At 70.4% G+C, this 24,626-nt stretch carries 20 protein-coding genes; 7 read left to right on the plus strand and 13 right to left on the minus strand.

Going from position 1 to position 24,626, the window contains the following annotated elements; translation table 11 throughout:
- Positions 1–123: 123 nt before the first annotated feature.
- Positions 124–774, plus strand: coding sequence for a PaaI family thioesterase (locus ABD810_RS16680; protein WP_344940187.1), 651 nt, complete (start codon positions 124–126; stop codon positions 772–774).
- A gap of 89 nt (positions 775–863) precedes the next feature.
- On the opposite strand, the gene ABD810_RS16685 is transcribed toward ABD810_RS16680, so the two are convergent.
- Positions 864–1,871, minus strand: a complete 1,008-nt coding sequence (locus ABD810_RS16685) for an alpha/beta hydrolase (RefSeq protein WP_344940190.1) — start codon at positions 1,869–1,871, stop codon at positions 864–866.
- A gap of 328 nt (positions 1,872–2,199) precedes the next feature.
- Between ABD810_RS16685 and ABD810_RS16690 the strand changes: the two genes are divergently transcribed.
- Complete coding sequence (locus ABD810_RS16690) at positions 2,200–4,005, plus strand: phosphatidylglycerol lysyltransferase domain-containing protein (protein WP_344940193.1); 1,806 nt, start codon at positions 2,200–2,202, stop codon at positions 4,003–4,005.
- A 400-nt stretch (positions 4,006–4,405) separates the two neighbouring features.
- Here ABD810_RS16690 and ABD810_RS16695 read toward each other — a convergent pair whose 3' ends face one another.
- Entirely contained in the window at positions 4,406–6,001 is a 1,596-nt protein-coding gene (locus ABD810_RS16695; RefSeq protein ID WP_344940196.1) for an NsdA family TPR-like regulatory protein, read from the minus strand.
- Positions 6,002–6,306: 305 nt separating this feature from the next.
- Between ABD810_RS16695 and ABD810_RS16700 the strand changes: the two genes are divergently transcribed.
- A complete protein-coding gene (locus ABD810_RS16700; RefSeq protein ID WP_344940199.1) occupies positions 6,307–6,864 on the plus strand; it encodes an ATP-binding protein in 558 nt (185 codons plus the stop codon).
- On the opposite strand, the gene ABD810_RS16705 is transcribed toward ABD810_RS16700, so the two are convergent.
- The 6 genes from ABD810_RS16705 to ABD810_RS16730 all read right to left on the minus strand — a co-directional run bounded on the left by ABD810_RS16705 (position 6,858) and on the right by ABD810_RS16730 (position 14,623).
- Positions 6,858–7,607, minus strand: coding sequence for a glucose 1-dehydrogenase (locus tag ABD810_RS16705; protein WP_344940202.1), 750 nt, complete (start codon positions 7,605–7,607; stop codon positions 6,858–6,860). The genes ABD810_RS16700 and ABD810_RS16705 overlap by 7 nt on opposite strands.
- Before the next feature lie 58 nt (positions 7,608–7,665).
- Complete coding sequence (locus ABD810_RS16710; protein ID WP_344940205.1) at positions 7,666–9,846, minus strand: acetate--CoA ligase family protein; 2,181 nt, start codon at positions 9,844–9,846, stop codon at positions 7,666–7,668.
- Positions 9,843–11,432: a class I adenylate-forming enzyme family protein gene (locus tag ABD810_RS16715; RefSeq protein WP_344940208.1), complete on the minus strand. Its 1,590-nt coding sequence runs from the start codon at positions 11,430–11,432 to the stop codon at positions 9,843–9,845. Before ABD810_RS16715 ends, ABD810_RS16710 begins: the two co-directional genes overlap by 4 nt.
- A 45-nt stretch (positions 11,433–11,477) precedes the next feature.
- Entirely contained in the window at positions 11,478–11,831 is a 354-nt protein-coding gene (locus tag ABD810_RS16720; RefSeq protein ID WP_344940211.1) for a VOC family protein, read from the minus strand.
- Positions 11,828–12,193, minus strand: a complete 366-nt coding sequence (locus ABD810_RS16725) for a Zn-ribbon domain-containing OB-fold protein (RefSeq protein WP_344940214.1) — start codon at positions 12,191–12,193, stop codon at positions 11,828–11,830. The genes ABD810_RS16720 and ABD810_RS16725 overlap by 4 nt, the downstream gene beginning before the upstream one ends.
- Before the next feature lie 72 nt (positions 12,194–12,265).
- Positions 12,266–14,623, minus strand: coding sequence for a serine/threonine-protein kinase (locus ABD810_RS16730; protein WP_344940217.1), 2,358 nt, complete (start codon positions 14,621–14,623; stop codon positions 12,266–12,268).
- A 197-nt stretch (positions 14,624–14,820) separates the two neighbouring features.
- Here ABD810_RS16730 and ABD810_RS16735 point away from each other — a divergent pair, with 197 nt between their 5' ends.
- Together ABD810_RS16735 and ABD810_RS16740 are read left to right on the plus strand one after the other, a co-directional pair.
- Positions 14,821–15,459 (plus strand): isochorismatase family protein, encoded by a 639-nt coding sequence (locus ABD810_RS16735; protein ID WP_344940221.1) that lies wholly within the window; start codon positions 14,821–14,823, stop codon positions 15,457–15,459.
- A 362-nt stretch (positions 15,460–15,821) separates the two neighbouring features.
- Positions 15,822–16,718 (plus strand): SDR family NAD(P)-dependent oxidoreductase, encoded by an 897-nt coding sequence (locus ABD810_RS16740; RefSeq protein ID WP_344940224.1) that lies wholly within the window; start codon positions 15,822–15,824, stop codon positions 16,716–16,718.
- A 230-nt stretch (positions 16,719–16,948) separates the two neighbouring features.
- On the opposite strand, the gene ABD810_RS16745 is transcribed toward ABD810_RS16740, so the two are convergent.
- Positions 16,949–18,166: a serine hydrolase domain-containing protein gene (locus tag ABD810_RS16745; RefSeq protein WP_344940227.1), complete on the minus strand. Its 1,218-nt coding sequence runs from the start codon at positions 18,164–18,166 to the stop codon at positions 16,949–16,951.
- A gap of 31 nt (positions 18,167–18,197) precedes the next feature.
- On the opposite strand from ABD810_RS16745, the gene ABD810_RS16750 reads away from it, so the two are divergent.
- A complete protein-coding gene (locus ABD810_RS16750) occupies positions 18,198–19,265 on the plus strand; it encodes a cyclase family protein (protein ID WP_344940230.1) in 1,068 nt (355 codons plus the stop codon).
- Positions 19,266–19,465: 200 nt separating this feature from the next.
- Here ABD810_RS16750 and ABD810_RS16755 read toward each other — a convergent pair whose 3' ends face one another.
- Positions 19,466–20,986 (minus strand): AMP-binding protein, encoded by a 1,521-nt coding sequence (locus ABD810_RS16755; RefSeq protein ID WP_344940233.1) that lies wholly within the window; start codon positions 20,984–20,986, stop codon positions 19,466–19,468.
- A gap of 19 nt (positions 20,987–21,005) precedes the next feature.
- A complete protein-coding gene (locus tag ABD810_RS16760) occupies positions 21,006–22,067 on the minus strand; it encodes an LLM class flavin-dependent oxidoreductase (protein WP_344940236.1) in 1,062 nt (353 codons plus the stop codon).
- A 164-nt stretch (positions 22,068–22,231) separates the two neighbouring features.
- Between ABD810_RS16760 and ABD810_RS16765 the strand changes: the two genes are divergently transcribed.
- A complete protein-coding gene (locus ABD810_RS16765; protein ID WP_344940240.1) occupies positions 22,232–22,888 on the plus strand; it encodes a ThuA domain-containing protein in 657 nt (218 codons plus the stop codon).
- Positions 22,889–22,897: 9 nt separating this feature from the next.
- On the opposite strand, the gene ABD810_RS16770 is transcribed toward ABD810_RS16765, so the two are convergent.
- Positions 22,898–23,530 carry a MerR family transcriptional regulator gene (locus ABD810_RS16770; protein ID WP_344940243.1) on the minus strand — a complete coding sequence of 211 codons (633 nt, stop codon included), beginning with the start codon at positions 23,528–23,530 and terminating at the stop codon, positions 22,898–22,900.
- A 50-nt stretch (positions 23,531–23,580) separates the two neighbouring features.
- Positions 23,581–24,384: an SAM-dependent methyltransferase gene (locus ABD810_RS16775; protein WP_344940246.1), complete on the minus strand. Its 804-nt coding sequence runs from the start codon at positions 24,382–24,384 to the stop codon at positions 23,581–23,583.
- Positions 24,385–24,626 lie beyond the last annotated feature (242 nt).

Below are 24,626 nucleotides of genomic sequence, written 5' to 3' on the forward strand. Positions count from 1 at the left end.
GGGGTTTTCGCGCCGAAACCACTCGCCGGCGGATCATGCCATTAATGGGATTCCTTTACCCAAACATGACTAAATCGGTCATGTGGCACGTTGTGGGCTAGAACATGTTCTAGAATTGCCCCCATGACGCTCGATCTCGTGGTACCTCAGGAGTCCGGCGACGAAGCCCGCCTGGCGGCCCTCACTGTGCTCGCCCAGCAGGTGAGGGAACTCGTCGACGCCGTCGTGCTGACCGACGTGCCCGAGGACGAGGTGACGGCGGTGACCGCCGAGATCGTGGCGCTGGCCGACCGGCTGAACGCCACCCGGCGCGCGACCCCCCTGCCGCACGAGTTCGGGCCCGACGGCCGGTTCCGCCACCTCGGCAACGCCGTCACCGGCGAGGCCAACCCGCACGCCCTCCCGCTGGTCATCGAAAGGACCGCCGACGGCGTCTCCCGGGCCGAGGTGACCTTCCGCCCCGCGCACGAGGGCCCGCCCGGCTCGGTGCACGGCGGCGTCAGCGCGATGATCCTCGATCATCTGCTGGGTGACGCGGTCGCCACGTCCGGCAGGCCCAGCGTGACCGGCACGCTGAGCATCAGGTACCGGCAGCCGGTGCCCTACGGCGAGCCGCTGGTGGCCTCCGCGGCCGTCTCACGCGGCGAGGGGCGCAAGACCTGGGCCGACGGCGCGATCGTCTCGTCGGAGGGCAAGACCCTGGTGGAGGCCACCGCACTGTTCATCACACCCGCCCAGTGGATGGACGGCTACCAGCCCACCGAAAACGGCTGACCCGCACTGCCCGGACCACCGGAAACCGCCCAGACCGCCGAAGACGCCTGGCCCGCGCCCGCCGGAGGGCGACGCTCCACCCGCGCGGGTCAGGACGAGGGACTCGACGCCGGGGTCGGCGTGGCCGAGGAGGTGCCGCCGTCCGGCATGTGGAGCTGCTGCGCGAGCCAGGGCAGCGCCTGCGGGACCTCGCGGTTCCAGGTGTTGAAGTTGTGCCCGCCGCTCGGGAGGATCAGCGAGGACGCCTGCATCGGCGGCTTCACGGCGTCCAGGAAGTCCAGCGTCGCCTTGTAGTTCGACTCGCCCTTCTTGCTGCTGGTCACCAGCACGGAGATCGGCGGATGCGGCAGGTTGCCGAGGCGCCACATCAGATCGTTCTGGTCCTTGAGCTGACGGCTGCCGCCGAACAGGTCGCCGGTGGTGCTGTCGATCGGGGGCTTGTAGTAGCCGGAGAGGGCCACCGCGGCGGAGAACGCCTCCGGATGGCGCATGCTCATCTTCAGAGCACAGTAGCCACCGGTAGAACCGCCAAGGACGCCCCAGTTGGCGGCCTCTGTCCCGACCCGGAACGTGGCGGCCATCGACTCGCGAAGGTCCTTGGTGAAGTACGTCTCGACCTGGGGGCCGCCGGGCACGTCCATGCACTCGGTGTCACGAGGCGGCGCCACGGTCGGGCGCATGAGCACCATGATCGTCGGCACCATCTCGTTGCGGTCGATGGCCTTGGCCGCGAGCGTGGGGAGGTTCATCCTCGTGACCAGGTTGCCGGCGTCGCCGGGATAGCCGGTCAGGGCGAGGATCACCGGGAAGCGGGTGGTGGCGTACTTCTTCTCGAAGTACTGCGGCGGGAGGTACACGTACGCGGGCGAGCTCAGCCGGGAGGTCGCACCCGAGATCACGACCCGCTGCAGCCGTCCGCCCGTGTCGCCTTCCCTGGTGATCAGCGGCACGTGCGCGCTGCTGATGATCTGGACCTTGCCCGCCGGCTCCTGCGCGGGATCGACGTTCTGGTCGTCACGGACGATCGGGGCGGCAATGCTCCCATTAGTACCGAAAAGATCGCCCCAACTGCTGTAGAAGCCGAAATAATTGTTCAATAGGAGCGCAAGCGCCGCGAGCGTGAGAATCTGGTTCCCCAGAAGAACTCCAACGCGGCCCGCGATCGCCGGCCAGGTGCGGACGCTCAGTCGCGGCCATATCCACCACACTGACGCCACGAGGCCCGCTACTGCGAACAGGCCAACCAGAAGCTCCAGCTTTATCGCTGTGAGTTCCAATTCAACTCTCCCCCGGTCTTGGTGCCGCTCCCGGCGTCTTTTAGGGTAGTGCCCAGCAAAAGTTACTCAATCGATATAGGGCCAGGGTAAGGATGCATCACTTCAGAGACGCCCGTCGCACGGACCTCACCCTCTAGTGTGTCCTCACGTGAACGATCGGACACGCCTTTCCCGCATGCTGGCGTCGCGCTCATGGGTGCCGGCGGCGGCGGGATACGCCGCGCTCATCGTCGGGATACTCGACATCGTCAGGGGCGTGTTCCCGTATTTCCGCCGCAGCCGCGTCAGCGCCATCGCCGGTGTCCTGCCGGGGACCGTCACCACGCTGGCGGCGGCGGCCTCGCTGCTGGTCGGCGTGCTGCTGGTCATGCTGGCCCATGCGCTCCGCCGACGTAAGGTGCGTGCCTGGCGGGCCGTGATCGTGCTCCTGCCCCTGGGCGCGCTGGTCGAGGCGCTGCGCTGGCGGCAGTCGGCCACCGCGGTCATCAGCATGGTGGTGTTCATCGTTCTCCTGATCAATCGCCGTGAGTTCCATGCCCTGTCCGACCCCAGGTCACGCTGGCGTGCCCTGTGGAACTTCCTCGCGCTCGGCCTCGTCGACCTGGTCATCGGCTGGCTGGTCGTCAACGTCCACCCGTCGGCCATGGTCGGCAGTCCGTCCGTGGGCGAGCGGTGGCAGCACGTCGTCCTCGGCCTCATCGGCATGGAAGGGCCGGTGCAGTACACCCTCGACCGTAAGGCCGACCTGGTGTACTACTCGCTGGCCGGGCTGGGCGCGCTGACCGCGATCACCACGCTCTACCTCGCCCTTCGTCCCGAACGGCCGGTCGCCGCGCTCAGCGCCGACGACGAGAAGCGGGTGCGCGCGCTGCTCGCCCGGCACGGCGCGATCGACTCGCTAGGCTACTTCGCGCTGCGCCGTGACAAAAGCGTGATCTTCTCCCCTTCCGGCAAGGCCGTGATCGCCTACCGCGTGGTCGCCGGCGTGATGCTGGCCAGCGGCGATCCCATCGGCGACATCGAGGCGTGGCCCGGCGCGATCAAGCGCTTCATGGAGGAGGTCAGGCGGCACGCCTGGGTCCCCGCCGTCATCGGGTGCAGCGAGGCCGGGGGCGAGATCTGGACCCGCGAGGCGGGGCTGTCCGCCCTCGAGATCGGCGACGAGGCGATCGTCGAGGTCGCCGGTTTCAGCCTCGAAGGGCGGGCCATGCGCAACGTCCGCCAGATGGTCAACCGCACCGAGCGAGGGGGATACAAGTGCCTGGTACGCCGGGTGCGCGAGCTCAGTGAGGAGGAGAAGGAGCAGATCCGCACGGCCGCGGGCTCCTGGCGTGGCACGGAGACCGAGCGGGGGTTCTCCATGGCCTTGGGCCGCTTCGGCGACCCGGCCGACGGCGAGTGCGTCGTGGTCACGGCGCACAAGGCCTGCGAGGAGGGCGGAGACCTGCCCGGAGGAGACATCCGGGCGATCCTGCACTTCGTCCCCTGGGGAGCCGGCGGCATCTCGCTCGACCTGATGCGCCGCGACCGTGACGCCGATCCGGGGCTCAACGAGCTGCTGATCGTCAAGGCCCTGCAGGCGGCTCCCGCCCTGGGCGTGACCAGGGTCTCGCTGAACTTCGCCATGTTCCGCTCGGCGCTCGCCCGGGGGGAGCGGCTCGGCGCGGGCCCGGTGTTGCGCGCCTGGCGCGGCATCCTGGTGTTCTTGTCGCGGTGGTTCCAGATCGAGTCGCTGTACAAGTTCAACGCCAAGTTCAAGCCCTACTGGGAACCGAGGTTCCTGGTGTACCCCACGGCCCGCGACCTGCCGCGCATCGGCCTCGCGGCGCTCCAGGCCGAGGCGTTCCTCACCCTCGGCAGACCGAGGCTGCCGTCCCGCGGCGGGCGTCGCTCGCGGGGCTCCACCGCCGCCGACTCGGCCTCGTCCGACGGGCCTCTCCCGATTTTGCCGTAAAATTCTGTACAACGAGCGGCATATATCGCCTTCACCGGGCGGGCACAGTTCGCTGGCACTCGTAAACGGGTGGGAAACAGCCTGTATAGGGCACCAGATGAACCCGGAGCGCATGTCCCGCGTCTATAACGATCGGGAAACGACAGGAGCCCTGCTCTGGCACTCCGGAAATGAGCCGCGTGGCATTCTCGTCCGCTCGAAAAGCGGAATTCTCGGCATTAACGATGGCTTGGTCATCGTTCGCAGTTGATCAACGGGAATGTCGTGCCATCCGGACCTGAAAGAGTTCATGCCCCTCGATGTATCGCTTACCAGCCCGTCCATGGACCACAAGGGCGATGCATTATCATCCGGGTGATCTTCGCTTAAGGTGAGCACCTCATTGCCGCGCGCCAGGCGGTCAGGCGATGAGGCGGGAGGCGTGCAAACGCTCGTCGAGCGCGGCCACGCTGCGGGTGCGGTGCCATGGGCTGAGCCTCTCGCGTGTCTCGATGATCGACCGGGCCAGGCGCGGCGAGGTGTTGTACTCGGCCAGGCGTGCCGCCTTCCCGAGCTCCTCGCACGCCTCTTCGACGTCACGGAGCTGGAGATGGGCCTGCGCGGTCTTCAGCCGGATGTAGGCGACGTTGCGGACGAAGGCCGGGTCGATGCCGGCCGCCGCGGTCGCGGCCAGCTGGAGCGCCTGGGCCGGGTCGCCGGTGTCCAGCAAGCAGCCGGTCTTGGTCGACAGGTACTGTCCCTCCCCGTAGAACGGGACGAGCCGGGCGCCCGGGTCACCGGCGTCGGCTCCGTGGAGCTCTCGCTGAGCCTGGTCGACCGACCGGAAGCATCGGGTGTGGTCATCGCGGCGCTGCCCCTTGGCCGAGCGCCTGACCACGGCGGCGTAGGCGCGGGCGCCCACATCGCAGGCGTAGGCGGTCAGCAGCTTGCTGCCCGCCCGCTGACCCCAGGCCAGCGCGCCCAGGGCATGCTCGACGCCGAGGCGCGGGTCGCCGCGCCAGGTGGCGAGCTGGCTCCAGTTGGCCAGCACCATGCCGCACATCGCGTCGTCGTCGGCCTGGTGGGCCGCGTTGCGCGCCTGCGCGTAGTAGTAGTCGGCGCCCTTGAAGTCGTTGAGGTTGAACAGCATCCACGCGGTGCAGCGGCGGATGTCGGCGAGCAGCGACAGCAGCTTGGAGCGCACCTGCTCCGGAACCCCGGAGGAGAGCAGGGAGACGACGAGATGCTGCTGGGCGAGCACGGTGGCCACCGTCGCCTGGGGGCCGAGCGCGTCCTCCTGGCGCGTGCAGTGCCGTAACACGGCCTCGATATGGCCGATCGTCGCGTCGTCGACCCTGCTCGGATCGGCCGCCGCCATCGTCAGCCGCTGCGACTCGTCGGCGTTCAGCCGGTCGAGGAGGGGCGAGGCGTAGGCGGAGGTGGCGGCGGCTCCGATCAGGGCGAGAACGTCACGTCGATTCATCTGGGTTGCCCAATCCGTGAAGGCGTGGACGAGTTGCTCGAACTCCCGATCACGCAGTTCTCCTGGTGACATCGGCCCGGGGAGCGGCTGACCGGGCAAGACGCCCTTAATGTCGCTAAATGTGAGGTTAACGGCGGTAGGTGTAGTCGGGATATCCCGCCTGCGGGCGACATTCGCGTTCTGGTCGCTCCCCGTGTGATCCTCGCCGTCGACGAGGTCGCACGCCCTGCACCCGTAGATGCGGGCCAGCCGGTTCAGCCCCGCGACCGGTGGCTCGTTGCCGGTGACGCCGGGCCACGCCTCCCAGGAGCCGAGCTTGCGCACGCTGAACGGCTCGGAAGGCCACAGCGCCTTCCACTCGTCCACTACGCGGTCCTGGGTGTAGCGGTGTGCCTCGCGGAACGCCTGCCGTGCGTTGAGCCGGTAGCGCCGCCGGTACTCGCCTGCCACCTCGATCCATGTGGAGCCCCGCTCGCGGAGCTCGGTGGTCAGGCGGTCCATCTCCTCTTTGAGGCTGCGTGGCTTACGTGGCATCGCGTACCCTCCGACCCCCGTGGATGCGTATTGCCGACACCGAGAGTAGCCAAAGCGTTTTATCGACTACTAAGTGTTGTGAAGAATCGGCGGCCGGATCGCCGGTTTCCGCCACCCTCGGGCGCCCCGGCGCCCGATCGGGCGCCCAGACCTACAGACGGCCCCCTTCCGGTCGCCTGTTGAGGCGGATGCCGCCCACCGGAAGGTAAAGGTCCGCCCCGTTACCCGGATCCTCCTTGATCGGGTGCGGGGGCCGTCACGAGGCCGACGCGCCCCAAGGCGCGAGCGGCCGAGGGAGATTCGTGATGACGAGCGTCCCATCCTGCCCCCGTGAGGCCCGCTGGGAGCTGCCCGCCGACCCCAGCATCACGGCCAAGTGCCGCGCCCTGGTCCGGGAGGCGCTCACCGAGTGGAACCTGAACGACCTGACCGACGACGTGGTGGTCGTCGTCACCGAGCTGCTGGGGAACGCCCTCATCCACGGCGGCCCGCCCATCCACCTCGTCCTCAGCGCGGGCCACAGCACCCTCGCCGGCGCCGTGACCGACGGAGGCTCGGGATGGCCGCGGCTGCGCGTGGCGGGGATGGACCTGGAACACGGGCGTGGCCTGCGGATCGTCTCCGCGCTCACCGACAGATGGGGCGTCGAGCCCGTCCCGGGCGGTGCCGGCAAGACGATCTGGTTCACGTGCTCCCGGCAGCCGGCGGTGCCCTCGCGACCGCCGCCGGAGGACGTGACGGTGGCCGGGCGATCGCCGGCGGAGGACGTGACGGTGGCCGGGCGATCGCCGGCGGAGGACGTCACGGTGATCGGGCGATCACCGGCGGAGGGCGTGGCCGTGACCGCCCGGCCGGGTCAGTAACCCGCGCCGGTGAGCATGCCGCCGTCCACGGTGAACTCGCTGCCGGTGCAGTAGCTGGACCGGTCGGAGGCCAGGAACGCCACCACGTGGGAGACCTCCACCGGCTTGGCGAAACGCTTGATCACCATGGCTTTGATGAAGGCCTCGCCGTCCACCTCTGCCATGATCTCCGGATCCATGGCCATGGAGGTGTTGATGGCTCCGGGATGGACGGAGTTGACGCGGATCTTCGCCCCGGCCAGCTCACGGGCGGCCGCCTTGGTCACCCCTCGCACGCCGAACTTCGAGGCCGCGTAGGCCGACATCCCCTCGGCCCCGATGAAGCCCTCGACCGACGAGATGTTGACGATGGAGCCGCGCCCGGCGGCCTTCATGGGCTCGATCACCGACTTCACCCCGAGCCAGGTGCCTTTGAGGTTCACATCGAGGACCCGCTCGTACTCCTCCACCGTCATGTCGGCGATGCGCCGGAACTTCAGGATCCCCGCGTTGTTCACCAGCACGTCCAGCTTGCCGTACGTCTCGGTGGTGACCTCCACGGCCCGTGCCCACTCCTCCGGCCGGGTCACGTCGTGCCGTACGTAGACGGCGCCGGTCTCCTCGGCGAGGGCCTTCCCCTCGTCCTCCAGGACGTCACCGAAGACGACCTGCGCTCCCTCATCGAGGAACAGCCGGACGTGGGCGGCGCCCATGCCTCGTGCCCCGCCCGTGATGAGGGCGACCTTCCCGTCGAGTATCCCCATGAGTTCCTCCGGAGTTCGAAATGCGGAGCTCGGTGCCTTTGGTCTGGACACCGGTGGATCAGGTGGCGCCGATGTCCAGGGCCGGGGCGGGCGAGGTCCAGGTGGTCACAACGCCCGTACGGGCGCGTGCGAATCGCTTGCCCGCCGCGACGGCGGCGGCGGCGCCCTCCATGGACCGGAAGACGGGGATGCCGGCGGCCGAGACGATGGCGCGTACCTCGTCCTCGACCCCCGGTGGGGCGCACTCGCCGTTGCGCGTCACCAGCGTGATCCTGGTGCCGGGCAGCTCGGCCTGGGCCTCGGCGAGGTGCCGCGCGTACGCGTACAGCGGCTCGGCGGTGTCGCCGTAGGTGAAGAAGCTCTGCACGTTCACATGGGCCACCACGTCCGGGTACGGCTGCCGGGCCACGATGGCGGCGATCGCCTCGCGGACCAGGCCGGCGCGTGCCCGTGGGCCGACGGGGATCTCCAGAGGGTTGGCCAGGGAGCTGCCCACCCCGACGCCGAGGGCGGTGAGCGCGTCACGCGCGGGCGCGGGAAGGGAGTCGAGGGCCAGCCCCGCCCCGTCGAGGACGTCGGCCGCGAGCACGCCGGCGCCGCCGCTGGGCCCGATGAGCAGCACGCCGGGATCGCCCGGCACGTCCACGCGCGCGGCGTGGGCCTGGAAGAACGACAGGACGCCGATGAGGTCGTCCTGGCCCGCCACCAGGGTCGCTCCGCTCTGCTCGGCGAGGGCCCGCCATACGCGGCCGTCCCCGACGAGACCTCCGGTGTGGGAGGCGGCGGCGCGCCGGCCCTGCGTGCTGCGGCCCCCGACGAGCAGGACCACCGGCAGCCGCCCGCGCACCGCCGTCAGCGCCTCGAACAGCGCCCGGCCGTCGCGCGGGTCCTCCAGGTACAGGCCCACCACCGAGGTCTCGGGGTCGGCCGCGAGCCAGCGAAGCAGCTCGGCCGGGGTGACGTCGGCGGAGTTGCCCACGGTCACGACCCGGCTGAACGCCAGGCCGCGGCGCTCGCCCACCTTGATGACCTCCCCGGCCAGCCCGCCGCTCTGGGAGATCATCGCGACGCTGCCCGGCGGCCCCTGCTCGCCGCCGACGAACGTCTGCCCTCCGCGTGGGCTGTACACGCCCATGCAGTTGGGGCCGAGCAGCCGCGTCCCGGCCTCGCGTGCCGCGCTGACAAGCTCGCTCTCCAGCTCCGGATGGCCAAGCTCGGCGAACCCGCCGCTCATCACCTGGACGAACGGGATACCGGTGGCCTGGCGTACGACGTCGGCGCAGCGCGCGGCGGGCACGGCCACCAGCGCGTAGTCGGCGCCTGTGCCGGCCGTCGTCGGCACGGCGGCGACGCCGGCGATCTCACCGGCCTCCGGGTGGACGGCGACGACGGGGACGCCGGTGAGCTTGTAGAACTCCAGGAACATGTTGCCGAAGTTGGGGCGGGTGGTGGACGCGCCGACCACCGCGACCTTCCTCGGCTCGAACAGCGCGGTGAAGTCCGTCGGCGGGGCCGCTTCGCGGATGGTGTCCGCGGGCAGGTCCCGCCCGCCATCGGGGAGTGCCGGAGGGTGACGCGCGTCCACGGCGGTAGGGAGCGCCGGGAGGTGGCGCGCGTCCACGGCGATGACCCCGCCGGGGGAGGCGATCACCGGGTTCAGCTCGAACTCGCCGAGGTCCAGCTCTTCCCACAGACCTCCGTGACCGGCGAGCCGTACCAGCAGCTTGACCAGGGCTTCCACGTCCACGGCCGGGGCGCCGCGGTAACCCGTCAGCAGGGCCCAGCCCCGCAGCGACGCGAGCATCTCTCTCGCGTCGGCCTCCCCGATCGGGCACAGCCGCAGCGCGGTGTCGCGCATGACCTCGGTCCACACCCCGCCCAGGCCGGTGAGGACCACCGGTCCGAAACCGGCGTCGCGGACCAGGCCGACGATCAGCTCCACCCCGGGGGGCGCCTGTTCCTCGACGAGGAACCCCTCGGGGGTGATCCCCTGTGCGGCCAGGCGCTCGCGCATCTCCGCGGCCGCTCCGGCCGCGTCGGCCGCCGACGCCAGCCCCAGCCGTACCGCTCCGGCGTCGGACTTGTGCACCAGACCGGGGCCGTGGGCCTTCAGCACCAGCGGGGGAGTCAGCCCCTGGGCGGCCTCGGCGATCCCCGGGGGACCGTCCGCGGTGACACCCCTGGGCACGGCCACGCCGAAGTCGCGCAGCCGGGCCTTGACCTCGTGCTCAGGGATCACGCCTCGTCCAGGAGATGCTGATAACGCTCGCGGATCTCCCGGCGCAGCAGCTTGCCGGGACCGCCCGAGGCGTCCTGGAAGTGGGGCAGCTCGTCGGCGACCAGGATGTGGTCGGGCCGTTGGTGCTCGGGAAGCCGCTCCGCGAGCGCGGCGGCGAGCTTCTCGGCGTCCAGCGACTGACCGGCCCGGGGGACCACGGCGAGCAGGATCTTCTGCGACACCGCGTCCTGCCCCTCGACATGGGCGGGCACGCCGGCCACGCCCGCCTCGGCGACGCCGTCCACGGCGACGGCGGCCTCCTCCACGGCGGCGGGCTGGCTCCACTGCCCGCCCTTGAGTATGGCGTCCTCACGGCGGCCGAGCACGGTCAGGTGACCTTCCGCTGAGACGACGCCGAGGTCGCCGCCGACGTACCAGCCGTCCCGCAGCACCTCGGCGGTGCGGTCGGGCAGCTTGTCGTATCCGGCCATCCGATGGGGCCCCGCGAGGTTGATCTCGCCGGTCGTGCCGATGACGCGCTCGCCGTCCGGGCCGGTGACCCGTACGGCGCAGCCCGTCCTGGCACGGCCCGAGGCGCCGAGCGGGGTGCTGCCGTCGTCCACCCGGCCGAAGCAGGTGTACGGGGCCTCGGTCTGGCCGTAGTAGCTGTAGACCCCCGCCTCGGGCAGCCGTTCCTTGATGCGGGCGAGGAGCGCGGCGGTGAGGGGTTCGCCGCCCAGCATGATCACCCGGAGCGTGGACAGGTCGACGCCGGCGTGGTCGTCCGAGCCGAGGAGCGCGGCGTAGAAGGACGGGATCTGCGAGACGTGCGTGACCCGTTCCCTGGGGACCACCCGCAGGAAGTTGGCCGGGCCCCAGTCCTGCTCCAGCACCAGGCGCATGCCGGTGTAGAGGGCGGGCCCGACGATCGCCGGGAAGCCGATGCCCCAGATGATCGCCCCGGTGCCGAAGACCGAGCCGGGGTCGCGTGGCACGTCCAGCCAGATCTGCGCCGTGGCCAGCGAGGAGGCGTGCGTGTGCACGACGGCCTTGGGGAGCCCGGTGGTCCCGGAGGTGTAGTAGAGCGCCAGCGGGTCGTCCCCGAACCCGGCCGGCTCCGGCTCGTCTTCGGGTGCGCCCGAGGTCAGCGCGTCGAGGTCCACCACGCCGGCCTCCGCAGAGGGGCCGCCCACCTTGATCCAGGTGGTCACGCCCGGCAGGTCCGGCCGGATCCGGTCGACGACCTGCTCCACCGTCGCGTCGTACACGAACGCCGTGCACTCGGAGTGCGCGACCACCGCCTGCAAGGTCTCCACCGGCCAGTAGGGGTTGAGCGCCGAGGTGAGCACGCCGAGCTTGGCCTGGGCGAGGTACACCTCGGCGACCTTCAGCGTCTCGTTGAGCAGCACGGCGACCCGCCGGCCCGCCTCGATCCCGGACGCGCGGAGGGCGTGGGCGCGCTGGTTGACCAGCCGGTTCAGCTGGTCGTAGGTGAAGCTCTGCTCACCGCAGTAGGTCAGCGCGACGCTGTCCGGCGTGCGGAGCGCGTTGGCGGTGAGGACCGCGTAGCCGTAGTTGCCGTAGGGGGTGCCATGCGATCGCGCCATGGGACGGCCTCCACATAGAGAGGTGTGTGGATCTGGGTGGGGAGGTCAGAGGGACGAATACAGGACGAAGACGTTGCCGGAGGGGTCGCGGAGCACGGCTCTGATCTCGTGGGGACCGGTCTCAGGGCCGTTGACCAGCTCGGCGCCCGCCTCCGTCAGGTCCCGTACGGCCTCGGCGACGTCGCCGACCTTGTAGCAGGGGGCGGTGACCGGACCGGCCACCTGTTCCGCCCGGGCGGCGAGCGCGATCGTGACACCCCCCGCGTCCAGAGCCGCGAAGCGGTCGCCGTCCCGGAACTTCACCGTCAGGCCCAGAGTCTCCGTGTAGAAGGCCACCGCCTTGTCCAGATCGGCGACGGGGATCAGAACATTGCCTAGCTTCTGGGCGTGCGCGCTCACGCTGGCCTCCACTGAGGTAGATCGTCATGATCGAAGGTCACCCGTACGGGCATGCCGATGCGCACCTGCTCGGGCGGGCACTCCACCACCTGGCCGAACGCGCGGGCACCTTCGGCGAGGTCGACCCAGGCCAGCACGTACGGCTCGCGCCCCCGGAACGCGGGGACGAAGGCGCGGTGCACGATGGTGAACGTGTGCACGACGGCGTCGCCGGACACGGGCGCGAAGGCGAGGTCCGCGGCCCCGCAGGAGGGGCACTCGGCGGCCGGCGGATGCACCCGCCGGGCGCAGGCCGCGCAGGACTGGACCACCAGCTCGTGGCGGCGGCAGGCGTCCCAGTAGGGCGTGGTGTCACCGGTCATCGCAAGCCAAGCTAGCGCACGCTTGGTTGACTAACAAGGCCTCACGCAGGCCGCCGGGGGGCGGCCTGATGATCAGGTCAGGATGGGGCCCTCACTCTGGTCGTCGTTCGGCTCGCGGGTCGGCTCCTCGCTGGGTTCCGGCGTGGGGGGTTCCTTGGTCGGCTCCTCGCTCGGCTCGGGCTCCGGCTCGGGGCAGGCCGGGCCCCTGCGGACGGACCTGCTCGAATCGCTCGCCGCGCCGAGGGCCGAGCTGATGTTCACCGTGACCCGCCGGGCGTCGGTGTAGCCGCACTGCGGGGTCGCGAACCGGACCGTGTAGACCCGGTCGTAGACGGTGCCGCCGGACAGGGTGGCCTGGCGGGAGGACGTGCGGTTGATGGTGCGCTCACCCACGGTGAGGGTCTGCTCGAAGGCGGCGGACAGCCTGACCGCGTCGGGCCTGGCGTTCTTCACCCTGACCCTCAGCGTGCTGCCGTCCCAGGAAGTTATCGAAACCGTGGGCGGCGTGCACTTGGGCCCCGCGACCCTGACCTCCTTGAACTGCGTGCCGTTGGCGGCCGCGGGCTGCGTCGTCACCCGCGCACCGAAGAGCGCGGTCGTGCCGCACGCGACGTCATCGAAGGCGGCCCGCAGCGAGAGGTTGTACGATCTCTCGCCGGACAGGGTGCGGCTCGCGCGGTCGACCACCGTGGCCGAGCCCTCTCCGGTTCGCCGGGTGAACTCCGCCGCCAGGCGCACCGCGCCCGTCCCGCCGGTCCGTACGCCGACCTCCGCGGTGCGGCCGTTCCACTCGAGCGACACGTTGTCGACGGAGGGCGGTGGGCACGGGGCGCCTCGCACCGGGACGACCTTGCTCGCGGCGTCGCCCTTGGCCTTGGGCGTGGTCGACACCGTCACCTGCCGGTAGAGGGTCACGCCGCACGGCGGTGCCGCGAAGCCGCCGTCGACGGGCCTGGTGTAGGAGGTCGAGCCCGAGAGGACGAAGGTCTTCGGGCCGCCCAGGACGAGCTTGGCGGGCGAGGGTCCCTCGGCGAACCTCAGGGCGAGCGTGACGTTCTGCGGCGTCGACGTCCGCACCCGCACCGTGGCGACCCGCCCGTCGAACCCGACGACGGTCAGACCGCTCACCGCATGCACGGTCGGGGTCGGGGTCGGTGTGGGCGTTGGGGTGGGGGTCGGCGTGGGGGCCGGGGTCGGGGTGGGCTTGGTGGCCTTCGTGGGCGTCGCGCTGGGCTCGGTGCTCGCCGCGGGGCTCTGCTCGGTCACCGGGGGATTGGAGGAGAGCCGGGACGCGCTCGGCGTCGCGTCCGGGGTCACCGGCTTCTTCTCCAGCGCCTTCGTCGGCACGTCGGTGGGCGACGCCACGGCCGCCTGCACCGTCGGCTTGGGGGACGACGTCAGCGCGACGTCGTGTACGGGGGAGCCGCCGCGGTTGGCGGCGAGCACCGCGATCACCACTCCGACCGCGAGGACGCCGGTGCCGACCAGCACGCGCGAGGTCTGGCGGAGCGGCCGGCGCAGCACCGTCTGCGCCAGGCTGCTGCTGGCCTGCGGCGCCGGCTCGGCCAGGGGGAAGAGCAACGCGAGAAGGGCGGCCAGCTCCGCCAGGTGGCGGCGGCCGCGCTGCTCCCACTCGGGCCCGTAGGCCGCGAGCGCCGCGACCTCGAGCTCGCCGACGAACGCCCGCGCCGTCAGGGGGCGGTCGGCGGGATTCTTCGCCAGGCCACGACTCACCAGAGCGCGCACCGAGCTGGGCACGGCCTCCACCGGCACAGGGGCGTTCTGGTGCTGGTGCCTGAGGGCGGCGGGGTGGTCGGCACGGTACGGCTTGCGCCCGACAAGGCATTCGAAGAAGACGCAGGTCGCGGCGTAGACATCGGTCGCGGGGCTGGCGGGAGCGCCGTTCCACTGCTCGGGCGCCATGTACGGCGGGGTGCCAGAAGGCATGCCGGACTGGCCGGTGGGGGTCGCGATGCCGAAGTCCGCCAGCTTGCTGAACCCGTCGGCCTGGACGAGGACGTTCTCAGGCTTGTAGTCGCGGTGGACGATGCCGCCGGCGTGGGCGGCGGACAGGCCGAGGAGCGAGCCCTTCAGCACGACCAGCGCGGCCTCGGGGCTGGTGGCTCCGTGCTCGTGGAGGATCTTGCGGAGCGAGACCCCGTCCACGAGCTCCATGACGATGGCGGCGCCGAGGGGGCTCTCGACGTACTCGTAGAAGCGCACGACGTTCGGGTCGCCGATCTCGACCATCGTGCGCGCCTCTTCGCGGAACGCCGCGAGGAAGTAGGGGTCGGCTCTGAGTTCGTCGCTGAGGTACTTGATCGCCACATGGGCGCCGGTGCCGATGTAGGTGGCGAGAACGACCCGCCCGCTCCCTCCGGAGCCGAGCACGCGTTCCTCGCGGTATCCCGGTACGGACCAGGCGTTCATCGCTGTCCCCTCGAAAGGTGATGATGCTCCCCGTCTCCCCTGACGAAGGTCTCATCCGATACGCCAAATGTCACGAGAATGGTAGATCGTTGACTGTGACGATTCGATTACGGAAGGTGTGCCGGATCAGCATATGTCAAGGTGTTAGCCTGTATTTCGCATAACCAAGCAAGTGCTCGCTCGGAAGGGGAAATGTCGTGCCGCTGGACATCGGAGCGATGGTGGCGCCGGGCCGGGCCGCTGTTCTGGTCATGGAGATGCAACGCGGCATCGTCGGCGATCTGTCCAAATTTCCGGAATTGGTCGCCGCGTGCACCCGAAACGACGTGATCCAGAACACGCGGGCCCTGCTCCAGGCCGCCCGGGCCGCCGGGGTGCCGGTGGTCCACTGCACCGCGGCCTTCCGCGCCGATCGCGCCGGGTCGCACTCGGCGAACAGCCCGTTCATCACCGCCCTGCTCAAGGATCCGGAGCACATGCTGGAGGGCACCGGCGCGGTGGAGGTCGTCCCGGAGCTGTGGGACCCCGCCGACCTGGAGTCGCGGCGCGGCCACGGCTTCTCGCCGTTCACCGGCACGTCCCTGGACATGCTCCTGCGCTCCCTGGGCGTCTCCACCGTCGTGGCGACAGGGGTCTCCCTCAACCTGGGGATCCCCGGCCTGGCGCTGGAAGCGGTCAACCTCGGCTACCGGGTCGCCGTGGTCGTCGACGCGGTGGCCGGCTTCCCGGAGGACTACGCCTCGGCGGTCCTGAGGAACACGATCAGCCTCCTGGCCGCCCGGGTGACCACCCAACAAGTGACCCAAGCCTGGCCCACCCCCCGCCCCACCCCATGACCTTGGACGGCGCCCGCCGACACCCCCCGAGAACCTTGGACGGTCCCGCCCTACGCCATCGGATGACCTTGGACGGCGCCCGCCGACACCCCCCGATGACCTTGGCCGGTCCCGCCCTGCGCCACCCCATGACCTTGGACGGCGCCCGCCGACACCCCCCGATGACCTTGGATGGTCCCGCCCTGCGCCACCCGATGACCTTGGACGGTCCCGCCCCGCGCCACCCGATGCCCCTGGATGGCCCGTCGCCTGGCGCGTTCCGCCGCCCCACGCCGGTGGGTGTGAGTATGGCCAAGCAAGTGCTAGGTCGATAGGCTCTTCGCGTGATGAGCGGCATGGGTCTCGGCGGACGGAGGGCCGTCGTGACCGGGGGAGCGGGGGCCATCGGATCGGCCATCTGCGCCGACCTCGTGTCTCTAGGCGCCCAGGTGATCGTCGCGGACGTCGACGAGGCGGGCGCCGCAAGAGTGGCCGCCGACCTGTCGGACATCGTGCGGGACCCCGTCCGGCCATCGGGCGCTGAGGATGCGTCCACCCGGCCGTCGGGCGGGGAGGATGCGTTCACCCGGCCGTCGGGCGGGGAGGCGGCGTTCACCCGGCCGTCGGGCGGGGAGGATGCGTTCACCCGGGTGTCCGGCGGGGAGGCGGCGTCCACCCCGCCGTCGAGGACCGTGGAGCCGGTCGCGGTGCCCATGCGCGTCGATCTGGCCGACCCTGCGTCGATCGAGGAGTTCTGCGGTCGGCTAGGCCCGGTGGACATCCTCGTGCACAACGCCGGGGTGTCCATCGTGGAACCGTTCGTGACCAGCGACCCCGCGGCCTGGGACCTCATGTGGGCGATCAACCTGCGAGCCCCGATGCTGCTCACGCGTCTGCTGCTCCCCGGGATGCTCTCCCGCTCCTGGGGAAGGCTGATCTTCATCTCCTCGGACGGCGCGCGGGCCGGTTCGGGCGGGGAGGGCGCCTACGCCGCCACCAAGGCGGGCCTGTTCGGGCTGGCGAAGACCCTGGCCAGGGAGGCGGCGCGCCACGAGGTGACCAGCAACGTCGTCTGCCCCGGGCCGACCGACACGCCCATGCTGAGGCGGATCGACGCCGAGAAGCCGGGGCTCGTCGACAAGATCGCGAAGGGGATCCCCTTGCGACGGCTGGGCGCCCCCGCCGACGTCGCGGGACTGGTCGCCTACCTGTGCACCGACCGCGCCGCCTACATCACCGGCCAGACCCTGTCCGTCAGCGGCGGAATCACGATGCATTGAGCACACCGATCCCCGGCCGGCCCCCGCCCGAACGCGCGGACGAGCCCGGCCCAGCCGGTCTCGGTACAGCGAACGGCCTGACTCGCGCCGGTCCCGGTATGGCGGTCGGTCTGACTTCAGCCGGTGTCGGTACAGCGAACGGCCTGACTCGCGCCGGTCCCGGTATGGCGGTCGGTCTGACTTCAGCCGGTGGTGGTATGGCGGACGGTCTCGCCTCAGTCGGCAGGCTGTCAGTCGAGGGAGTCGTAGACGGCCTCGGCCAGGTGGTAGGCGCGGAGGCTGCCGGTCAGGGCTCTGGCCAACTTGTTCATCGTGTACCCCATCGCCAGGCCGTGCCCCGGGTCGCCCAGCCCCAGGGATCCGCCGAGCCCCGTGTGCCCGAAGGCCCGCTCGTTGCCCTTGCCCGGGGTGAGGAAGGTCAGCGAGGGACGCATGTAACCCAGGCCGAAGGCGCTGTCGAGGAACAGCACTCTGTCCGGGCCGCCGACCCGGCGTCGCGTGGCGTCCTCCAGGGTCTCGGGCTTGAGGATGTCGCCCGCCAGCAGGTCGCGGTAGAACCCCGCGAGGCCGCGCGCGGTGGCCACCATGCCCATCGCGGGCCAGCCTGCCCGGAGGATCACCGGGTGGTTGGCGCCGCCCTTCAGCTTGTTGGGGTTCGGGTTGCCCAGGGCCCGGTTCATCAGGCTCCCCGGATCGCCCATGGCCTTCGACATCTCGTACAGCGGGTCGCCGGGTCCCTGACCGGGGAACTCGGTCACGGTGCGCAGGCCTGCCGAGCCTCCGCCACCGGAGCCACCGGAGACGCCGGAGCGGTCCCCCGCGGAGAGGCGGGCCGCGCGTGCGGCCACGTCGTCGGGGGCGCCCAGCCAGAGTTCCAGCTTGCGCGGCCCGGCGATCTCGGCGGCCACCACCTCGCCCACGCTCTTGCCGGTGACCCGCCGGATCACCTCTCCGATGAGGAAGCCGTAGGTGATCGCGTGATAGCCGTGGGCGGTGCCCGGCTCCCAGATCGGGGACTGACCGGCGATTCGGGCGGCGATCGTCGGCATGTCCTCGAACTCCTCGACGGGCACCTCCTCCTCCATCGCCGGCAGGCCCGACTGGTGGGTCAGCAGGTGTTCGATCGTGATCTTGTCCTTGCCGTTCACCGCGAACTCGGGCCAGACCTCGGCGACGGGTCCGGTGAGGTCCACCAGTCCGCGCTCGGCCTGGAGCAGGAGCGCCGTGGCGGTGAGGGCCTTGGTGCAGGAGTAGGCGAGAACGGGGGTGTCACGTTCCCACGGGCGCTCGGTGTGCCGGTCGGCGACCCCGTCCCACAGGTCCACGACGGGCTCGCCGTCGAGGAAGACCGCGAAGGCCGCGCCCAGTTCCTTGCCTTCCGCGAAGTGCTTCTCGAAGACCTCGCGTACCCGGGCGAACCGAGGATCGCAGTCGCCGTGAGCGGTCATTCCGGACCTCCGTTAGAAAGGAAGCGCTTGCTTGGTTACCGAGCCTAACAACTGGGGCCGGTTCGGCCCAGAAGATCAGCGTGGCACCCTCAATCTGCTGACTCCGGACGTCGTGCTCGCCGCGCTCGCCACCGCGTCGACCGGCCGGGTCATCAGCCTGTCGATGCCGATCAGAGGCGCGACCTCGTCACCGGCCCCCACGACCGTGCCACACCTTCGGGGCCGGCCATTGCCGCAGCATTTCATGTCGGTCGACGGCGGCGACTACGCGGCCGGGGCCAAGGCGATCGGAGCGGGGCTGCGGATGGCCGACGACGCGCTGATCGTCACCCACCACGGCACCACGACGCACATGGACGCGCTGTGCCACATGTGGTCGGGCGAGTCGCTCTACAACGGGCATCCGGCCGCGCGGGTCCGGTCGTACGGCGCCTCGCGGTGCGGCATCGAGACGGTGGGCGGCGTGGCGGCGCGTGGAGTGCTCTTCGACCTGCCTCGCCACCTGGGCCTCGACCACCTGCCCGCCGACTTCCGCGTATCCGGTGACCTGCTGGAGGAGATGGCCCCGGATGTACGTCCCGGCGACGTGGCGGTCCTGCGTACCGGATGGCCGCTGGTGTGGGAGAGGTCGAGGGAGGAGTACTGGTCGGGACAGCCGGGCCTGTCCGGGGACGGAGGGCGCTGGCTGGCCTCCCGCGACGTCGCGCTGGTGGCCTCCGACAACGCCGCGATCGGCGGACTGAACTCCCGCCAGCTCGCCGACGAGGGCCTGGAGGACGACCTCCACATGATCTTCCTGTGGCGACACGGCATCCACCTGGCCGAGATGCTCTGGCTGGAGGACCTTGCCGGCGCCCTCGCCGATGCGGACCAGGCCGGAACCGATACCGCGACCACGACCACGGCCACGACCGGAAGCGAAAGCGAGGGAGCGGGCGGAAGCGGAAGCGAGGGAGCGGGCGGAAGCGGAAGTGAGGGGGAGGGGGAGAGCACGGGCCGGGGCCGTGCCGGAGTGAGAAGGGATTTCCTGTTCATCGCCGCCCCGCTGAAGATCGAGGGAGGGACCGGAAGCCCCATCAACCCGCTCGCGATCCTCTGAGGGAACACGCCGCGGCGCCGAGCGGCGCGTTCAGGGGAATCCTCGGGTCCGGGTGGCGTTCTGGACCCGCCTCCGTCCCCCGGCCGCGGCCGGGGGACGGCGTTCAGCCGGTGGCGGCCGTTGTTCGGCCCGATCGCCCAGCTCGCCGAGACGCTCGGCCTGCCCGCCCCGAACCTGCTCGGGGGAGCCTGATGCCCGCGTCAGGCGCCGGGGTAGCCGCCGCCCCCGTACCGTTCGTCGAGCGCGTCGTAGTCGGGGGTGAAGCCCTTCTTGGGGATGGACTCCGCGAACTCGACGTGCTTGGGCTTCTTGTACGAGGCCAGCAGGCCCCGTACGTGCCCGACGAGAGCCTCGGCGTCCGCCACGGCGTCCGGCCTCAGCACGACGACGGCCTTCACCGACTGCCCCCACTGATCGTCCGGGACGCCGATCACCGCGGCGTCGGCCACGGCGGGGTGGGTCTTCAGCACACGCTCGACCTCGGCGGGGTAGACGTTCTCGTTCCCCGACTTGATCATGCGAAGCCTCGGCCCGATGAAGGTGATCGTGCCGTCGGGTTCCCTGCGGCCGAGGTCGCCGGTGTGGTGCCAGCCGCCCCGGAACTTCTTCACGTTCAGCTCGGGGCGGTTGAAGTAGCCGGAGAAGATGGACTTGCCGCGCGCGCAGATCTCCCCGGCCTCTCCCGAGGGGACCTCCTCGCCGGACGCGTCGAGCAGGCGCACCTGCACCAGGGGCGAGGGACGGCCGGCGAACCCGGCGGCCCCGGGGGCGAGCCCGAGGAAGGTCAGCATGCCGGCGACCTCCGTCTGGCCGTATCCGCCCATCTTCGACCGGCACCACGGCGTGTCGGACACCGTGATCATGCTGTCCCACTCCTCCGAGTGCGAGATGAAGCCGAGGGACTTCAGGTCGTACTTGCCTCCGGCGTTCGCCGCCACCACGGCGTCGATCATCTGGCCGAACAGGAACGCCTGGGTGCACCGTTCGGCGTCGATGAGCCGGCACACCTCCTCGGCGTCGAAGGCAGGGGTGAAGACGTTGGTGCCGCCGGCGAGCAGGGTGGCCAGGCAGAACATCATCGTGCCCACATGGAACAGCGGCCCGGAGTTGAGGAACGTGAAGCCGGGTTCGATCTGGCGTACGTGCAGCAGGGACGCCGAGTGCGCGACCAGGGCCTGGTGGCTGAGCAGCGCCGCGTTCGGACGCCCGTCGAACGCGGCGGTGTAGAGCGCGAGGACGGGAGCGGTGTCGTCCACGAAGCCGTCCGGCTCCACCGGGCCGCCGGCCAGGAACTCCTCGTACTCGTCTCCCGAGAGCACCCACCTCGCGCCACCGGACCCTACGGCCTCGGCCGCTCTGGACCGTACGGCCTCGACGGCCTCGGACCGCTCCCACACGACGACCTTCGGGGACAGGTCGCTCAGCACGAAGGCGAGCTCGTCCGGTGACTGCCGCCAGTTGGCGGGACAGAGGATCGCGCCGAGGCGCCCCGCGGCGAGCAGGAGTTCCAGCACGCGGTGGGAGTTCTGCCCGAGCCAGAGCACCCGGTCCCCCGCGCCGACCCCCTCGGCGGCGAGCGCGCCGGCGAGCCGGGCGACGCGTTCTTCGAGCCGCGGGTAATCGAGCCGCACGTCACCGTCGACGACGGCGGTGATCAGCGGGCGGCTGCGGCTGTGCTCGGCGAGGATGTCCGCGAGCGTGAGACGGTGGACGGTGCTCATCGCGCCTCCTGAGCGGGGGTCATTGCTGGAACGCGGGCATGACTTCGGCGGCGAAGAACCGCATCACGTTCTCCATCTCTTCGATGGGGATCGGCCTGGTGCTACCGAAGTCACACATCAGATTGCTGAATCCGAAGTCCTGAAGCATCTGGATCTGGCTGATCACTCGCTCGGGGTCGCCGATCACCTCGAGTTGCTCCCACCGGAACTCGTTGCTCACCGAACCGCCCTTGAGGTAGCGGTCCTGGTAGTACTCGAAGCCCTGGGCGGCCTTGCCGGTACGGGAGTCGATGGGGGCGCTCTTCTCGTTGAAGATCCGGGCCCGGTCGAACAGCTTCTCGAACCTCGCCTGGGCGTCCCGGGCCTGCTCGGCGGTCGGGGCGACGTACACGCTGCGCGCCACGACCAGTTCGGCCGCCGCCACATCGTGCCCGGCGGCCTCGGCGGTCGCCCGCCAGGTCTCCGCCGCCTTCGCGACCTTGTGGAACGGCGCCGCGGGGTCGGCGAGGATCGGCAGGCCCCGCTCGGCGTACATGGTGACCGTCTCGGGGGACACCGCCGCCACGTGGATGGGCGGGTGCGGTGCCTGTGTCGGCTTCGGCACCAGCGACACCTCGGTTCCGGTCTTGTAGAACTTCCCGACGTGCTGGTAGTTGTCGCTGCCCCATAGGCCGAGGATCATCTCCAGCGACTCGTTGAAGCGGTCGCGGGCCTCGGCCAGATCCACTCCGAAGCCCTCGAACTCGAAGCTCTGGTATCCCCGCCCGATGCCCAGGTCGAGCCTGCCGCCGGAGAGGACGTCCACCTGGGCCGCCTCCTCGGCGACGTGGACGGGGTTGTGCAGCGGCAGCACCACGATGCCCGTGCCGAGGCGGAGGCGCGAGGTGCGTGCGGCGAGGTGCGCGAGCATCGTGAAGAGGTTGGGCACCACGCCGTAATCGCGGAAGTGGTGCTCGGCCAGCCTCACCCCGTGGAAGCCCAGTTCCTCGGCGAGGTCGACGAGCCGCAGATGGTAGTCGTAGACCTCCTTGAAGCTCTGGCCGTCGAACCGGTGGAAGAGGTGGAAGGTCGAGAACTTCATCGGCAGTACCCCTGGCGGTCGTCTCCACATGCCCTGTCGTCGCGCCCGCGTCACGCTCCCGGCTACGGCCCGGCGGGCCGTTCCGTAACCAAGCGCTCGCTTGGGCAGCGTATCAGGTCATCGCGAGGTTGGCGCGTGCCCGGTGTTCATGATGAGGTGTTCCCGTGGCGACGAACCTGATCCTTTCCGGGGGCGTGGCACACGACTTCCCCGCGACGTCCGAAGTCCTCGCCGATCTGCTGTCCGAGGTGGGCATCCAGTCCGAGATCACCGAGGACATCGCCGGCGCGCTCGGCGCGGGTCCCGACGTTCAGCTCATCACCGTCAATGCGCTGCGCTGTTGCATGGACGGCGGATGGTCGGCGGAGGAGGGCGGGTCGTCCTTCGAGCTGCCCCCGGACGCGCGTGCGGGGCTGCTCCGCCATCTCGACAGGGGAGGCGGGGTGCTGGCGATGCACGCGGCGGCGATCTGCTTCGACGACTGGGACCGGTGGCGGCAGATGCTCGGGGCGTCCTGGGCCTGGGGCGTCTCCCACCACCCACCGCTCGGACCGGCGGAGGTCAAGGTGCACGGCGGCCATCCCATCGTGGAAGGCCTCGGAGACTTCGAACTGATCGACGAGGTCTACTCCGATCTCGACGTGCTCCCCGATGTCGTGCCGCTGGCGTCGGCGCTCGGGCAGCCGCTGGTGTGGGCGCGAACGGCGGGCCGGGGAAGGCTGGTGTACGACGCCCTCGGTCACGATTCGCGTTCCTACGAGAGCCCCGCCCACCGCACGCTGGTGAAGGGCGCCGCCCGCTGGCTGACGCGTGCCGGCTAGCGGACCGGTTCAGCCGCCGAGGAGGCGGGCCGACTCCGACTCCTGGGCCAGCCTTCTGAGCACGTCGAAGGCCTTGCCGTACAGCACCGTGCCGACCACCAGCGACTCGACGGCCGTCTCCCTCGGGCCGTCGAACGGGATCTTCTCCATCTCGTGCTCCGCGACCAGGCGCATCAGCAGCTCGGCGTAGTAACGCAGGCTCTGCTCGGTGGCGGGCATGCCGAGATGGTCCATCCGGACCAGGATCTGCGCCAGCTCGTCCAGGGTGGGCGCCTCGGGGTTGACGGTCCAGCCCATGGATTCGATGAGCCCGTTCACGCGCTCGCGTGCCGCCCGGTGCTCCTCGTCGTCCGGGCGCGGCTCCATGGGGGAGGAGAGCGCGTAGTGGGCCGTGCCCAGCATCTGGTGGACCGGCATCTCCTCGTCCTCCACCGCGGCGATGATCTTGCTGATAGAGGCGACGGGCAGGCGGCCGACCTCCAGGAGCGCGCGGATGAGCCTCAGCCTGCGCAGATGCCTTTCGCCGTACTCCGCGCGGGTGACGGCCGTCTGCTCGCCCTGGGGGAGCAGGCCCTCGCGCAGGTAGTACTTGATCGTGGGTATCGGTATCCCCGACGCGGCGCTGAGCTGGGAGATCCGCATGAAGGGATCGTACCGCCGTTCTGGATACTCTTACTATCCAGTGGGGTGGATCAGCGGAGGATGCCGACTCCGCCGAGGACGCCGGGGGCCGCCGGGTCCTCCTCCAGGTCGTGCTCCGGGCGCCATGCCCCCACGTGGACCACTCCCGGCTCCACCAGGTCGAGCCCGGTGAAATACTCACTGATCGTGCCGCGGTCGCGCACCTTGAGCGCTCCCTTGGTGTGGGAGTAGATCTCCTCCGCCCGCGCTATCGCCTCCTCGTCGAGGTCGCCCCTGAAGCCGTGCGAGATCACCAGGGCGCCGCCGGGCGGGAGGGTGTCGCGCAGGTGGGTGATGATGCTCGTGGCCTCCTCGTCGTCCGCGACGAAGTGCATGATCGCGCAGAGGATGATCGCGAAGGGCTTCTCGAAGTCGATGTGGGTCCGGAGCTCCGGGTGTTCGGTGAGCGACTTGGGATCGTGCAGGTCGCCTTCGACGACGAGGGTCTGGGGGTTGTCGGCGAGCAGGGCGCGGGCGTGGACGAGCACGATCGGATCGTTGTCGATGTAGACGATGCGCGAGTCGGGCGCTGTCTCCAGCGCCACCTGGTGGACGTTCTTGCCGGTGGGGAGCCCGGTGCCGATGTCGATGAACTGGCGGATCCCCCGCTCGGCCAGGAAGCGCACGGCTCTGCCCAGGAAGGCGCGGTTCTCGCGGGCGACGTGCCGCACGTCCGGCAGCACCTGCATGACCTTCTCGGCCGCCTCGCGGTCCGCGGCGAAGTTGTCCTTGCCGCCCAGGTAGTAGTCGTACATCCGGGCAACGCTGGGGGTTTTGGGATCGATCCCGGGTGGAGCCTGCTCCTGATCGCTCATCCGTGCCCTCGCCTCGTAGTCCGGAGACATAACACCCTGTGACTAACGCCCTATGGCTGAATATAGACGAAAAACACGATGGTGATGATCATGTGACGATTTTTCGTCTCTTCTGTCTTGGAGGAGTTACACGAAGCCACCGGTAGGGGCTTTCGGCCCGCCGGTCCGGGCTGGAGCGGCCCCATGAGCGCCTGATCCGGCTATACCGAGCAAGCGCTTGCCTAACAATGGCGCGGGCGTTA

The organism is Sphaerisporangium flaviroseum (assembly GCF_039537005.1).
Lineage (GTDB): Bacteria > Actinomycetota > Actinomycetes > Streptosporangiales > Streptosporangiaceae > Sphaerisporangium > Sphaerisporangium flaviroseum.

What these genes read in the sequence shown, in the direction of transcription:
- ABD810_RS16715 (WP_344940208.1), bottom strand. Translation starts at nt 11,432, where the DNA reads ATGGCGCGATCGCATGGCACCCCCTACGGCAACTACGGCTACGCGGTC.
- ABD810_RS16760 (WP_344940236.1), bottom strand. Translation starts at nt 22,067, where the DNA reads ATGAAGTTCTCGACCTTCCACCTCTTCCACCGGTTCGACGGCCAGAGC.
- ABD810_RS16725 (WP_344940214.1), bottom strand. Translation starts at nt 12,193, where the DNA reads ATGACCGGTGACACCACGCCCTACTGGGACGCCTGCCGCCGCCACGAG.
- ABD810_RS16770 (WP_344940243.1), bottom strand. Translation starts at nt 23,530, where the DNA reads ATGCGGATCTCCCAGCTCAGCGCCGCGTCGGGGATACCGATACCCACG.
- ABD810_RS16700 (WP_344940199.1), top strand. Translation starts at nt 6,307, where the DNA reads ATGACGAGCGTCCCATCCTGCCCCCGTGAGGCCCGCTGGGAGCTGCCC.
- ABD810_RS16775 (WP_344940246.1), bottom strand. Translation starts at nt 24,384, where the DNA reads ATGAGCGATCAGGAGCAGGCTCCACCCGGGATCGATCCCAAAACCCCC.
- ABD810_RS16755 (WP_344940233.1), bottom strand. Translation starts at nt 20,986, where the DNA reads ATGAGCACCGTCCACCGTCTCACGCTCGCGGACATCCTCGCCGAGCAC.
- ABD810_RS16695 (WP_344940196.1), bottom strand. Translation starts at nt 6,001, where the DNA reads ATGCCACGTAAGCCACGCAGCCTCAAAGAGGAGATGGACCGCCTGACC.
- ABD810_RS16680 (WP_344940187.1), top strand. Translation starts at nt 124, where the DNA reads ATGACGCTCGATCTCGTGGTACCTCAGGAGTCCGGCGACGAAGCCCGC.
- ABD810_RS16745 (WP_344940227.1), bottom strand. Translation starts at nt 18,166, where the DNA reads ATGACCGCTCACGGCGACTGCGATCCTCGGTTCGCCCGGGTACGCGAG.
- ABD810_RS16705 (WP_344940202.1), bottom strand. Translation starts at nt 7,607, where the DNA reads ATGGGGATACTCGACGGGAAGGTCGCCCTCATCACGGGCGGGGCACGA.
- ABD810_RS16730 (WP_344940217.1), bottom strand. Translation starts at nt 14,623, where the DNA reads ATGAACGCCTGGTCCGTACCGGGATACCGCGAGGAACGCGTGCTCGGC.